This window comes from Persicobacter diffluens (assembly GCF_036244895.1).
Taxonomy (GTDB): domain Bacteria; phylum Bacteroidota; class Bacteroidia; order Cytophagales; family Cyclobacteriaceae; genus Persicobacter; species Persicobacter diffluens.
On the sequence record NZ_BQKE01000002.1, the window covers coordinates 1 to 14,995 of the forward strand.

The 14,995-nt window shown below is 41.0% G+C and carries 7 protein-coding genes; 6 read left to right on the forward strand and 1 reads right to left on the reverse strand.

What is annotated here, in order from left to right; all coding sequences use genetic code 11:
• The first annotated feature begins 956 nt into the window (after positions 1–956).
• Entirely contained in the window at positions 957–2,312 is a 1,356-nt protein-coding gene (locus tag AAA970_RS15050) for a sulfatase family protein (protein ID WP_338237727.1), read from the forward strand.
• 47 nt (positions 2,313–2,359) lie between these two features.
• Positions 2,360–2,470, forward strand: coding sequence for a hypothetical protein (locus AAA970_RS15055; protein ID WP_420916728.1), 111 nt, complete (start codon positions 2,360–2,362; stop codon positions 2,468–2,470).
• Between the two features lie 66 nt (positions 2,471–2,536).
• Here the strand turns inward: AAA970_RS15055 and AAA970_RS15060 are convergent, their stop codons facing one another.
• Entirely contained in the window at positions 2,537–4,090 is a 1,554-nt protein-coding gene (locus tag AAA970_RS15060) for a tetratricopeptide repeat protein (protein WP_338237728.1), read from the reverse strand.
• A gap of 863 nt (positions 4,091–4,953) precedes the next feature.
• On the opposite strand from AAA970_RS15060, the gene AAA970_RS15065 reads away from it, so the two are divergent.
• The 4 genes from AAA970_RS15065 to AAA970_RS15080 all read left to right on the forward strand — a co-directional run bounded on the left by AAA970_RS15065 (position 4,954) and on the right by AAA970_RS15080 (position 14,642).
• Positions 4,954–6,777: a sulfatase-like hydrolase/transferase gene (locus tag AAA970_RS15065; RefSeq protein WP_338237729.1), complete on the forward strand. Its 1,824-nt coding sequence runs from the start codon at positions 4,954–4,956 to the stop codon at positions 6,775–6,777.
• Positions 6,778–7,820: 1,043 nt separating this feature from the next.
• On the forward strand, positions 7,821–9,476 hold the full coding sequence (locus AAA970_RS15070) for an apiosidase-like domain-containing protein (protein WP_338237730.1): 1,656 nt from the start codon (positions 7,821–7,823) through the stop codon (positions 9,474–9,476).
• Between the two features lie 115 nt (positions 9,477–9,591).
• Entirely contained in the window at positions 9,592–12,117 is a 2,526-nt protein-coding gene (locus AAA970_RS15075; protein ID WP_338237731.1) for a glycoside hydrolase family 2 TIM barrel-domain containing protein, read from the forward strand.
• Positions 12,118–12,383: 266 nt separating this feature from the next.
• Positions 12,384–14,642, forward strand: coding sequence for a family 43 glycosylhydrolase (locus AAA970_RS15080; RefSeq protein ID WP_338237732.1), 2,259 nt, complete (start codon positions 12,384–12,386; stop codon positions 14,640–14,642).
• Positions 14,643–14,995 lie beyond the last annotated feature (353 nt).

The following is a 14,995-nucleotide window of genomic DNA, read 5'->3' on the forward strand; positions in this document are numbered from 1 at the left end:
ACAACCATTGCAGGAATTTTTGCTGATCCTCCAGTAAATCAAATTGATGCAATCTTTTCCCTAAATGCCAGTCGGCAGTGTGTAATATCTTCATAGCGGCTTTTTTCTTCCCAAAAACAAATTTTGCGAATTGGGTGGATCAAAGCAATTTTTGGGGCCGTCATTTCGCATCTCGGAATTACTCCTTTTTAAATCCCCTACAACAAACCGAACTATCCATGTTTAACACCCCATTTAGCAGTAAGGTCGGAAAAATGAAGGGACCTTTCCTGCTTCCAGTTTTTTTCAGGGAGTTCATTCACAAAGCAGAAAGCAAGTTCAGCTAAATTTGTGTTGTTGAAACTATAGAATTGATGCCAAAAATATATTATAGATAAGCTCTTTAGCTAGCATGCTTGTGTTTTGTGATTTATCATTCGGCTTAGAGCGTGTTTAAAAGCACATCATCCGGCTGCAAATTCGAATTATTGGAAGCGATTTTGGATAATTTCTCAACAATAGCGCTGCTATTCTCTCAAAATAACCCTGTATCGCTTCTGCAATACTTCAAATTATCGCTGCGAATTGTGGCTTTTAAACACGCTCTTACTTCGAATTTTCGGTTAGCTGGTGTGGGTTTAAACAGGCATTAAATCAGCTATTTATATATTTTCGAAGAACAGGGATTCCCTATGGTTTTAACTTTTCTCCCTTGTAAAGGAAAATTATAGTGAATTCCTTTCTTGATTTGATTTTATCCCCCAAAACCCACCTGATTTCGGGAAATTATTTTCCCTGTTTATAAAAGGGTTTAGGGATCTTTAGCACCTCCTGAAAAGATTTTTCGGATGCCTGAAGCAATCGGGTACCAGCATTTTCCTCCTGCCATTTTTGTATTACAATTTTTCATTGGAGGGGGGAAGTGGTTGTTTTTGGCGATATCAGATCTATTTTTTACTTATCTTCCTGTAAATCATATGAGGTTACACTTTTTATGCCTATTGCTGGTATTAGCGCCAGTTAAAAAGGCTTTGATGGCCGGGGATCGGCCCAATATCATCTTCATTATGATCGATGACCATTCCTACCAAACGATTGGGGCTTATGGAGGGCGATTGCAGTTTTTAAACCCTACCCCTCAACTGGACAAGCTGGCAGAACAGGGAATGCGCTTTGAAAGGTGTTATGTGGAGAACTCCATTTGTGCTCCAAGCCGCGCGACCTTACTGACCGGAAAGATGAGCCACCAACATGGCAAATATTCCAATAAGCAAAATGTGGTCTTTGATCACCATCAGCAACAATTTCAGAAGCTTTTGCAAAAAGCAGGTTATCAGACGGCCATGATTGGGAAGATTCATCTGGACGGAGATATGCAGGGTTTTGATTATTGGGATGTTTTGTTGCGGCAGGGAGAATATCTCGACCCTCAATTTTTGTCCCCTAATGGAGTGGAAGTCGCCAAGGGTTATGTGACCGATATTGTTGTGGATAAGGCTTTGGATTGGCTTCAAAATGGCCGTTCGGAGGAAGAACCTTTTATGTTGATGGTGCATCAAAAGGCCCCTCACCGGCCATGGATTCCGGCTAAAAAGTATCTGGACCTTTATGAGGAGATTGAAATTCCTGAACCGGATAATTTTTGGGATGATTATGAAGGGAAGGCTTCTGCCGCTGCTCAACAAGAAATGACCATTGCGCAACACATGAGGCTGTCTTCAGATTTGAAAATTGAACCGGAGACCAGTCCGCGTTACCAACGTATAGGGTTTGATGGTCGATTCTCACCACGTCATGAAAAGTATAGGGAATTATCCCTTTCTGAGGAGGAAAGCACCAGACTGTACTATCAGCTGTATATGAAGGACTATCTGCGTTGCATAAAGTCCGTGGATGATAATGTGGGTCGTCTGTTGGATTATTTAGATCATTCCGGTTTGGCCGAAAATACCGTGGTGGTTTACACTTCCGATCAGGGGTTTTATATGGGGGAGCATGGTTGGTTTGATAAGCGTTTTATGTATGAAGAGTCTTTCCGTACCCCTCTGATTGTGCGTTGGCCTGCTGTCATTAAGCCACAAAGTGTCAATCAGGAATTGGTCCAGAATATCGATTTTGCAGAAACTTTTTTGGACTTAGCCGGATTGGATATTCCCGCGGACATGCAGGGGCAAAGTATTGTGCCATTATTGAGGGGGAAGCAGCCCAATGACTGGCGTGATCATTTGTATTACCATTATTACGAATATCCAGGGCCACATGCGGTGAGAAGGCATGAAGGGGTGGCAGGTAAGCGCTATAAATTATACGATTTTATGGAAAAGATGTCCTGAATGGTGAGGAGTGGGAGTTTTATGATTTAAAAAAGGATCCTTCCGAGATGAATAATCTTTACGGGAAAAATTCCGCACAAAAAAAAGTAGATGCTCTGAAATTGGTGCTGAACGATTTAAAAATTAAATATCAGGTGCAGGAAGATCTGATTCCATAAGAAGAAAGGCGGGAGATATTAATTTTTGTTTTGTATTAATAGTGATCTCTCCCGCTTTTTCTCAAATTAAATAGCACCAATATAACTGGTCAGGTTGGAGTTGGAATCCAGTTCCATTTTTTTTCTGATCCTATATCGGGAAGTATGCACACTTTGAAGGGAGATGTTCAAAATTTTTGACATCTCATGACTATTAAAATTGAGTTTAATCAGTGCACAGTGTTTAAGTTCCGTATTGGATAAATTGGGGTGCTTTTTACAAAGGGTCTCGTAAAATTTGGTGTTTACTTCGGTAAACCTTCGGTTAAATTCCTCCCAGGAAGTATCATTTCCCTGAGCATATTTCATTTTTAAAGTGGTAAATTCTTTTGGGGATGTTTTTTTAACGGTTTCCAGCAGGTTTTGAATAGCATCTTCTTTTTCAATCATTTTGAGGGTGTAGGCTGTAAGTTCCTTGCTTTTTAACTCTAGTACCGCATTATTTTTCTCATTGTCCATCTTTCTTACTAAAGACAGCTGGTGGATTTTGTTTTTTTGTCGAGAGACAATATACATCGCCACAGCTGCTAAGGATATAAAGCCAAAAACCACCAAAATAGTCAGTAATTTCCTATTCTTATTTTCAATTAGTGCTTGCTGATTTTCAATTAGCTTTTTATTGTTGGCAATTTCTTCCAGGTATTTATTCTTGATCGAAAAAAGGCGTTGATTGTGCTTACTGCTGGCACTGAAAAGGTCCACGAAACTATCTTTGGAAGCTTCCAGGTATTGATAAGCTTTGGTCAAATCTCCTTTGGCTAAATATAAAGCGGATAGCTTTTCCAACAGCTCTGGCTTTAGTTCAAAATGTACTGATTTGGCATTCATCAGCTCCAGGCTTTTTTGATAATAGAATAAGGCACTGTCCAACTCCCCCAATTCCTTCTTTATATCACCCAGAAAAAACATATTCGTAATGATATAAGGCTCGTTTTTTTGTTTTAGGAGGGTTTTGGCCTCCAGCAGAATTTTTTCAGCGGCAGCCAAATTTCCCAATTTCATTTCACAAAAACCTCTGTCGGTCATGACATAGGGCATTTTCCTTTTGTTCTGATGTACCCAGGCACAGGAATCTAAATATTCCATGGCCAGGGTATATTCCCCGCGATTTCTCCAGAAGTTGGCATAACTGAAATAAGAAGAAACAAACTGACTTTTCTTAATCTTCTTTCCTTCGAAAAGGGTTTTTGCCAAATTTACCGAGGTCCTGAGATGGTACTGCGTTAGAGAATCTTTATTATAAATGTCATAAAGAATACCCAGGTTTCGGTGAATGGTCACCCGAAGGTTATGGTAGTTTTGTTTTTCCGCAATAATGAGGGCATTCCAAAGATGGTCAAAGGCAAGGTCATATTTTCCCTTGTATCGGTCTTTGTCGCTCATTTTGATCAGGCTAATGACGCGGTCCGCCGAATCATTGAGCGTTGTTTGATCTTTATAAATATCGAAAAAATCTGCCGGGCTGTCCTGATAGGTGCTGTCCACATTTGGGATTATACACCAGGCCTTTGGGCTGAAGGAAAAAAGCAGCCCTGAAAGGCAAAAAATGAAATAGCTAAATGCTGATAAAAAATTAGACATGCTTAAAAAATATGCTTTGCTCAAATCTAATGAATGATTGGAAGAATAAAAATTCATGAAATAAGAATGAATATATTTATTTTTTGGAATTTGTTGACATGGAGAGGGTTATGATTTTTTGGTTTGCACTCGTCTAGTTTTTGAATAATGATTATCCATCTTCTGATGGCGTAGGGCTTAGTGGAAAAGCTTAAAAAAAAAAGGAAGTAAGTTAGACAATACTATTTCTATTAAACTGAATTATACTTATTACTAAATTTAGGGAGTTAGAACATGTTTAAAACCGCACCATCCGACTGCAAATTCGAATTTTCGTTACGAATTTTGGCTTTTAAACACGCTCTTAGGCTATAGGGTATTTGGGAATTGTGATCATTTTTTACTGCTTTTTTAATAGTCCAAATTTGAGTGAGCTTGCTTTTTCCTCATTCATCTGTTTTGTAAGATTAAACGCGAAGCAGGTAAGATTCCTTTAAGTTTCTCGCTGCTAGCAAAAGTAGAATTTTACCCTAATTTTACACCGCTAGTTTTAGGGCGCACTATAAATTCCATTTCCTTGGGTGATTTTATTGCTGAGCCATTATGCTTCTCCACTATTTTGGCATTAAGTGGAGCCCTTCCTTTTGACGAAGCCTCGCAATGGAGTAAAAATTCTGTCCATTAATGAGGAAATGCCCCCTAGTACTTCTGAATATATTTAGTTGGGGATGAATCCCCCCGATTTCGTGCGCTTTTTTGGATGATCTCTTAGAGAGGAATTTCAAACTTTGTTGCCGTAATGCCTCCTAAGGGGTTTTTTTTTTGAGCATGCCACCATTGTTTACCAATAGGATGGGGCTCTTGAAGAGATAAAATTTTTGACTATGAACATCTTCAGAAAACTGTCATTACTGTTGATCTTGTTTTCGATCGGCGGTAAGTTGGCTTGGGCACAAAAGCAGCCCAATGTACTTTGGATCCTTACGGATGATCAGCGTTTTGATTCCATCGAGGCGTTTAATAAAATGCTCACTGGCAAGAAAGAAAGCAAGCTGGGTTATGTGGAGTCTCCACAGGTAGATCGCCTGACCGAAATGGGTACCACTTTTATTAATACTTATTGTCAGGCGCAGGCCTGTGCGCCTTCCCGTGCCTCGATGCACTATGGCCGTTATACTTTCCGTTCTGGTATTTATGAATTTGAATATCATAATAATAATGCCGAACACTGTCGCCCAACCTTGCCCGAGCAAATGGTGGATTTGGGGTATCAAACGATGCATGTTGGGAAACTGGGGGTAAGAGTTAAAACGGTAGAAAATGGTAAAGTAAAACCTCATAAGATTTACCAAACGGATATTGATTTTCGTGTTACACAGGATCAGGGTTTAACAGACTGGGGGAAGAATTGGAGAAGGGAAGTGGATGGTGAGAAGCTGGAGGAACCCAGGGCTTTGGAGTTCCTTGTGGAGGCGGACGGAACCGTGATTTATATGGATGAAAAGTTAGAGCAGGACAAGCCTGCCTATGAGGGGACGATGGAGAAGATGGCGGAAAAATATGATTTGCTTCGTCATTATGTTCCACGAAATGGAGGGACTTTTCAAAAGAAAATGGTGCTCTCGGGGGTAAGTTCCCAACCAGCGGGTAAAACCAGAGATGGTTTTTATGCTTCCGTTTTCGTGGATTATCTTAAAAATGCCGACCAGGAATTCAAGGTGGGCCAACAATCATATGAGGGAGTGGATTCCTCCAAGCCTTTGTTTGCACATATTGGTTTCGATTTCCCCCATACGCCCGTTCTTCCACCTGCTGATTATCGCGAACGCTTTCAAAAGAAAAAGTATAGGATTCCATCATTTGATAAAAGTGAATTCGATAACATGCCGGCACAATTAAAAAAACAGGTGAAGGCAGGTTATTCCGATCACTTTACGGAAGAGGAAAAGCAGAAAATGGTGCAGGATTATTACGCTTTTTGTGCCTATGGGGATGATTTAATTGGCCAGGCCGCTGATGCATTTATCGATTATAGTGAGCAAAATCAACAGGAATGGATGATTGTTTTTGTTTGTGGAGATCATGGCTGGAAGCTCAATGAACATGGGGCGGTCTCAAAGTTTTCGTCCTGGAAAGTGGACGCCCACAATCCTATTGTAGTGGTGTCTTCCGATAAAAAAGCCTATCCAGCTGGCAAAGTAGTACGAGATTTCACCGAATTTGTAGATGTGGCCCCTACTGTTTTGGCTGCAGGAGGAGCGGATTTGAATGCAGCGAAATATGATTATCTTGATGGTCTAAATTTGGCAGAAGTGGCAGCCTCAGAAGTGGCCACCAGAGATTATGTCATCGCAGAAAGCCATTCGGTGACGGGCCCACGCGCTTTTATTCGAACTAAAGACTATGTGTTTTCTATGCAAACTCGACCTCATAAAAAGAGAGGGCAGGATATGGAATGGGCACTAAATGCATCTTATAAAGACCTGGATCCCGCACTTTACCATATGCCTTCTGATCCGGAAGAAGTAAACAATTTGGCTTTTAGCAAAGCCCATCAGGAAGTAGCGGAAAAATTTAAAGAAAAACTGATTAGTATTATTTTTGGTGATCAAAGGGTTGAGGTCGATTGGGGGAAAAAGGCGGATGGAACAAAAGTGTACCGAAGTAATTTTGCGCCGGGATCTCATGATCGTAAACTTACCCTTTAATGGCGTTTCTTGATTCGGATGATGCACCGACAGCTTTAACCCGAATTTTTCACCGCTAAATTAAGTGGATCACCTTAACTAACTTTTTATTAGCTCAATAGACTCATTTCTGCTGATTTTTTTATAGCCCAAATTTGGGCAAGCTTGCTTTCTCCTCATTCATCTGCTTCGTTGGAAAAAACTCGAAATAGGAGACTATTCCTTCATTTTTCCCGCCTTGCAGCTAAAAGAGGATTGAAGCATGAATAATCCGGGTTAAGCCGAAATAATCACCGCTCATTTCACCAAATCAATTAAGGGGGGGGCATCAGTTTAATACAGGTGTTTAGCTTTGGTATTTAATAGCTCAAATTGGAGGAAGCTTGCTTTCTCCTCATTCTCTGCTTCTTTGGGAAAAAATGAAATAGGAAAAAGCCCTTCATTTTTTCCGCCATGCAGCTTAAGCAGGATTTAAATACACGCAAGGAGAGGTCGTATGAGTTTGTTTTTACACCCTTTCAGTAGATGATAATTGATAGATGATAGAGGAGTGTAAAATAGCGGTTTTATTGATAAGATTTTTATTATCGATAAGTGAGAATAATTTTAAAATCTCCTCATTAGAATGTTCTGTATTCAGACATCCAAAGCCTCCATTAGGAGGCTTTTTTCATTTTTGAAATCTAATAGGACCATTTTTAATAGGCGGTTGATCAGCCAAATTTGACTTCAGGGATGTAAAAATAGTGCTCTATTATTTTTTGAAATAATCCTCCCTGATTTCAGGGACAAAACCAATATAAGTTCCAATAACATGAATTTGGAGTCGTATTGCGTGGTTTTAAAAATGCCCTTTGGCCCTCACTAAGATAAAGCATAGTACGAGGCAATACTGATAATATGGTGAATCAAATTGAGGGAAAACTAGATTTTGCTATAAAAATGCCCCTCCTGAGCTGCTTTGATTTGGAAAAATAATGAACAGTAAAAACATCTAATTTTTTACCCCCCCTGACTATCGGCTTATTGTAGGAAATTCATCCATGAACAGAAAGGATTTTTTTATGAGAGCGCTATTTTTTGTGATATGGCTTTTTGCCAGTTTACCTCTTTTGGGAGAGGGGATTCAAAAGGAGACTTATCGGTCTACCATATCAACGAGCAGGTATGAGGTACTTGACTTAACTTTTAGGTCCAGCTATAACCGCCAACTTAACCCATTTATTGTTGATTTTGAGGCAATGGTTACCGCTCCCTCCGGTAAATCGATGAGGGTTCCCGGCTTTTATAATGGTGATAAGGAATGGATTATACGCTTTTCTGCTGATGAAGAAGGAATTTATAAATATGTGACTTCTTCCGAAATTAAAACTTTGAATAATAAGAAAGGAAGCATTAAGGTAGGCCCGAATACAGCGCCTGATAAAAAAGGAGGAGTGGTGATTAGTAAGCAGCATCCACGGTATTTTGAGTATCAGGATGGTAGCCCCTATTTTTTAATGGCCTACGAATGTGACTGGTTGTATGCATTAGACTATAAAAATGAGCAAGGGATTCCAAGAACCTGGAAATTGTTGGAGCAATTGGAGGAAAATGGTTTTAACCAGGTAGTGATGAATGTTTTTAGTTATGATATCGATGCCCCGCATGCCGCATGGACTAAAGATGAAAAACTAAAGGATTTTCCGCAATACGATTTTGGTGCCCCTCAAGACATTTTTCCTTTTCTTGGAAATAATGAGCAGCCTGATTTTTCCAGATTGAATGTGGCATTTTTTCAAAAACTGGACCGCACCATTTCAGCATTAAATGATAAGAATATAGTGGCGCATTTAATGATCTATGTCTGGAATAAAAAGGTGAATTGGCCCGATATGTATACGGAGGCAGATGATATGTACTATGATTACATCGTCAAGCGGTATGGCGCATTTCCTAATATGCTTTTTGATGTTTCCAAGGAAGCCATTTTGTATGGTAGAGCCGATGATGAGTATATATTGGAGCGGATTCAGCGTATTCGGGATAACAATCCTTTTGATCGCCTAGTAACGGTTCATGATTATGGCTTTTGTGTCAGACACAAGGAGAAGGTGGATTTTCTTTCTCGGCAGGATTGGAAATTCCGCTGTTATGACCACATGATCGAGACGCACCGAAAAGTGAAAGATAAACCCGTTTTCAATATTGAGCATGGAGGTTATGAGTATAGCGACTTTGAGGTGTTTCCTGGCAGTTATATGAATGCGGAATCCTGCTTAAGAAGAAATTACGAATGCCTTTTTGCAGGGATTTATTCCACCTATTACTGGCAAGGAGCCTCCTGGAATGTAATTGTATGGGATCCTGAGCAATTGCCGAAGGAATACTATCGTCCAAAGTATCAGTATTTTAAGTATTTGACGGATTTTTTCTCTACTTACAATTTCGCAGATTATGCTCCTTTGGAATTAAAAGGGCGTATTCAGGAATTTTGCCTCAAACATAATGATAAGGAGGAGTACCTTTTTTATATCCCTAAAGAGTTATACCGAAAGATGACCTGGGGAATAATGAAAGATGATGAAGAGGTGATTCACTATAAATGGTACAATACCCTGACCGGGGAAATGACTACTGAGTTTAAAAAGACTAAGGATACTTTTGGCTACCAGTCTCCATGGCATCAGGAGGCGGATGCTATTTTGATTTTGAGAAGGTCTTCAGAGACCGTGAATTAATAAATGAAACGAACTTACTGATTTTTAGCGAAAAGAAGGACTAAGGTCAAGCTGTTTTATGTCCTTTTAACTATTAAGACTATATATTTTAGACATCTTTTTTATCCCTACTATAATGAAAAGAATATTTTTATTGTGGATGTTTATAGCACCCTTTTGGGCGATAGCGGAAAATGAACATCGTGAAGCAGATTTTAATTTTGATTGGAAGTTTTACCTGACTCAGGATAACTCAAAAGATCTTAGTATTCCTATAGATGATGCACAATGGCGTGAAGTGCGCCTGCCACACGACTGGAGTGTGGAAGCGCCTTTTGATTCGACGCTGACAGGTTCTACCGGTTATTTACCGGGTGGGGTGGGTTGGTATCAGAAGCACTTTGATACCCCGGCTTCATTGGAGGAAAAAAGCGTTTATGTGTTATTTGATGGGGTTTATAACAATGCCGAATTTTGGCTGAATGGTAAAAAGCTCGGAGTAAACCCTTATGGTTATTCTCCGGTATATTTTGATTTGACTCCCCACCTGAATACCAACGGACAGGAAAATATCATGACGGTTTATGTGGACAGAACCCGTTATGCAGACAGTCGCTGGTATCCGGGAAGTGGAATTTACCGGAATGTGAAGTTGGTGACGGTGGATAAACTGCATATTCCGATTTGGGGAACTTTTATTAAAACCCCGGAAGTGAATCAGCACTCTGCGGATGTTTCTTTAGACATTAATATAAAAAATGATACTAAAAAGACGGCTCGTTTTTCCTTCGAAACAAAGGTTTTTGACCCTCAGGGAAGAATGGTGGCGCAGCAATCTTCAGCACATAAAATCAGCGGAAGGAAAGAAGGTCTTTTTCATCAGGAACTGAAAGTGGATAATCCGCAGCTGTGGAGTCCGGAGCAGCCGAATATGTATAAAGCGGTGACTTATGTTTTGAATAACGGCAAGCCGGTGGATGAGTATGAAACGCCTTTCGGAATTCGTACTATTCGCCACGATGCGGATAAAGGCTTTTTCCTGAACGGTAAATCCACTTTGGTTAAAGGAGTTTGTCTGCACCATGATGGTGGTTTGGTGGGTGCTGCCGTACCAAGAGGAGTTTGGGAGCGTCGTTTAGCACTCTTGAAAGAAGGTGGTGTGAACGCCATCCGTACTTCTCATAACCCCTTCTCCAAGGAGTTCTTAGACCTGTGTGATGAGATGGGCTTTTTGGTGCAGAATGAAATTTTTGATGAAATGGATTACCCGAAAGATAAAAGATATAATCTTACCTTACGGGAAGCCATGTACATTACCGATGGTTATGAACATCATTTTCAGGAATGGGCAGAGCGTGATTTGAAGCGCACTATTCGCCGTGACCGCACCCATCCTTCCGTATTTGAGTGGAGTATTGGTAATGAAATAGAGTGGACTTATGAAGGCTATCGCCATGTATCCGGTCTTTGGGATCCGGGGGTGAAAGGTTACTGGAACAGAATTCCGGACCTGAGCCCGGAGGAAATGAAGGCACGGTATGAAGCGCTGCCGGAGCGTAAATATAAATTGGCGGATACTGCCAAAAAACTCTCCGACTGGGTGAAAGAGATGGATACCAGCCGTCCTGTGACGGCCAACCTGATTATTCCGGTAGCGAGTTTAGCTTCCGGCTATGCGGATGCCCTGGATGTGGTAGGTTTTAGTTATCAGACGAACCAGTATAACTGGAGTAAATACCATTATCCGGATAAGCATTTTACCGGTAATGAAAATTCCGGTTCTTGGCATGAGTGGAATGAAATGCTGGAAAATCCAATGGTTTACAGTATGTATATGTGGACAGGGATTGATTATTTGGGAGAGGCACAGGATAAATGGCCACAAAAAGGCTGGGATGGAGATATGCTGGATTTTGGTGGTTTCAAACGTCAGGGCTGGGATCATTTTAAAAGTATTTGGATTAATCAGCCTCATATATCAGTTTATTCTTTACCAATAGCTGGTACTCAGTTTAAAGTGGATAAGTTGAGCGGGAAGCCCGTACCGAAAAAAGGAAAACTGTCTAAGTGGAGAAACCTGGCTAATAAACACTGGAACTATCAGGAAGGAGATACTATTTTAGTCGAAGTAAGTGCCAATCTTCCGGTAGTGGAATTATTCCTGAACGGCGAATCTTTGGGAGCAAGAAGTCTGGCCGAATGTCCTGATCATATTTACCGCTGGGCAGTGCCTTATCAGGAGGGAGAATTGAAAGCGGTTGGTGGTTTCGATGGTGCCCGTATTTCGGATCAGTTGAAGACTGCCGCAACTCCGGCTAAATTTAAATTGGAAGCAGACCATACTGTTTTAGCAGCGGATGGATATGAGGTGTCTCATGTAGTGGTACAGTTATATGACGCTAATGGTTTACCGGTAAGGTCTGAAGAACGAGAGATCATTTTCGAAGTGAAAGGAGAGGCGAGAGTACTGGGAGTAGACAATGGCTGGAATAAAAGTGTGACGCCATATTATTCCGATCGGATCACTACGCACGAAGGAAAAGGATTGTTATTATTACAATCTCTGAAAGGGAAAAGCGGAAAAGTGGAAGTGATTGCCCACTCGCCGGGTTTACCGGACCAGAAGGTGTTGATTAATGTACAATCCAATCATATCAATTAACCCGAATTATTCACCGCTAGATTTAGCAGGTCGTCTTAAGTGGCTTATTTTTAGCCTGAGAGGGTCGCTCTTGCTAAATTATTAATAGCCCAAATTTGGGGAAGCTTGCTTTCTCCTCATTCATCTGCTTCGTTGGAAAAAAATGAAATAGGGAACTATTCCTTCATTTTTCCCGCCTTGAAGCTAAACGAGGATTTAAGCATGAATAATCCGGGTTAGTACAGCATAAGCCGGGGCGTAAATCCCGGCTTTTAATTTTTTTAGCCATGAACAAATTTTTTCTCATACTCTTATGCAGCCTGTTTGCCGGGATATCATGGGCGCAAAAGCCCGCCGTGTGGATAATTAGTGACGGAGGAGATAATATCAACGATCCGGACGATATATCGGCTATTGCCGGCTATTTACTGATGTCTAATCATTTTGATACCAAAGGGATTGTCTTAGCCAGTTCGGTTTATAGCAAGCATCAGGAAACAGCAGATCAGGCGGCCTGGGCCCGTAAGACCTTTGGAGCGGCTTATCAGGCTGATCTTGCAAACCTGAATGCTACGATTGGAGGGTATCAGGCCGAAATTCCCTTCTATGAGTCAGCGATCAAAGGAATGGGGAAAAACTTTCAGTGGCAGGAGTCTTATGATCTGAAAATGTTCGCCAGTATTTGGGCATTGTTCAAAACGGTGGAAAAGAGTAAGGAAATCGTAAACGTTTTATGTTTTGGGCCATTGACGGAGCAAGCCATATTGGTGAGCTACTGTCTGAAGCAAAACCGGCAGGATATTTTGAGGAAATTAAGGTTCATCTCTCATTGGACCAGCTCCAATTATCATGTGGGTAATATGAGTCATCCGGAGAAAACTCACAATTGTCTGGGAGATCCTATTGCTTGTGATTATATAAAAAAAATGGCCCTGGATGGACATGTCGAATTTTATGAGTGTGGAGGTATTGGTCAAGCTGGTATCGTTGAAGGATCGACCAAGCATAAGACTTTTTATGATCAATTTGAGGAAAGTCATTTGGGGGAAATATATCGACATGGTAAGTTTATTGGTGGGCATGTGGATGATTCTGACGATGCGACCTATTGGGTGTTATTGGGGAATTATGGCGTGGGGCTATCTGATTTGGCCAACAATGGGCTGAATTTGGCCAAAGTTGAAAATCGAAATGAGCAAGCCTTTGCAAAAAATGCTGATTTTATGCGGGAGGAACTGCTGCGGCGTTCTGATGCGGCGGCAGGTTTTAACCCACACGCCATTTCCGTGGATTGTATCGTACCTGAACATGGAATGGCAGATCCCCATGCCTGGGTGCAGAATGACAGTTTGTACATTATTTGCGGACATGATGAATCCTGGGAAGGGAAGGGTTCTTTCCGAATGGACCGTTGGGAAGTATGGTCGACCACTGATCTGAAGAACTGGAATTATCACAGAAGCATTTATCCGAAAGATACCTATATCGGTGACCAACCCAATTGCTGGGCCGGGGATATCGTAGAGCGAAATGGTCAATATTATTGGTTTTTTTCTAATCGAAATATTAATACCGGAGTAGTAGTAGCAGATCATATTACCGGTGAATACAAAGATTTACTGGGCAAGCCTTTATTACCATCCGATATCATTCCCGGTCACCCCTATGATCCTGAAATATATGAGGAAGACGGCGTCTATACCATTATTTTTGGATCCGGCACCTATTATATGGCCACCCTTGCAGAAGATATGATGTCTTTGGAAACCGAACCGGTAGCCATTCGCATTGAAGATGAAAATGGAAAGGCATTGACTACACCGGATAAACCGACCCTTTTTAAACGCAAAGATTGGTATTATTTGGTCTATGGAGACCGATACGCAATGTCTAAAAATCTTTACGGCCCCTATTCATTTAAAGGCTCCTTCCTTTCCGGGGGGCATACCAGCTTTTTTGAGTGGCAGGGACAATTGTATGTGTTGCAAGAGAATCATGACATCAGTGCTTTCTTTCGTGGAGCCAGTCTGAAGCCCGTTTATTTCAATGAGGATGAAACTGTTCGGATTCCTAAAAACGATCAATGGTTTCCGGGACCTGGACGCCCCTGGAAATTTGAAAAAAGTACCATGGGCTGGAATGCATTAAATGGAACCACGCTGTATAAGGGAGAAAATCGCATTAGCGGCGATATTTCTGGTAAAAAAGCAATCATTCAAAGTGCGCCCTGGTTATTCACCAGTACGGATGGTTTGAGCCAGATAAAAATCAAACTAAAAAATAACACCAGAGCCAATAAAATGAAAGTGTCCCTTTTTACACGGGATTTAAGTCAACGTTTTTGGAGTGAATATACAGGTCAGGTAGACTGGGAGGGAGAAAAGTGGGTGGAGATTCCCATTAGTGCGATGGATTCCGATTACCAAACCTATATTATTCCTTTGGATCAATTTGAAGTGAAAGAAAAGCTGATGCAACTGGCGTTGATTCCGGCGGCTAATGCTTACGATGGTAAGTGGGAGATTGAGGAGGTAATTATTGAGTAAATGCGCGTAAGTAAAAGATTTGCCGCCAATCAGTTGTGGTTGGCGGTTTATTTTTAATTCTTTAGACGACGGAGCATTGCATATGCATTAAGCCGAATTATTCACCGCTAGATTTAGTGGTTCGTTGCAAATGTCTTTAATTCAAGGGGTTGTGATTGGTTTTGTCGAATGATCAATAGCTCAAATTTGGGTTTGCTTGCTTTCTCCTCATTCATCTGCTTCGTTGGGAAAAACTCGAAATAGGAAACTATTCCTTCATTTTTCCCGCCTAGCAGCTAAACGAGGATTTAAGCGTGTATAATCCGGGTTAATAATTCCATTAACTTATCACAGCTGTTGTTTTTAAGAAAAAA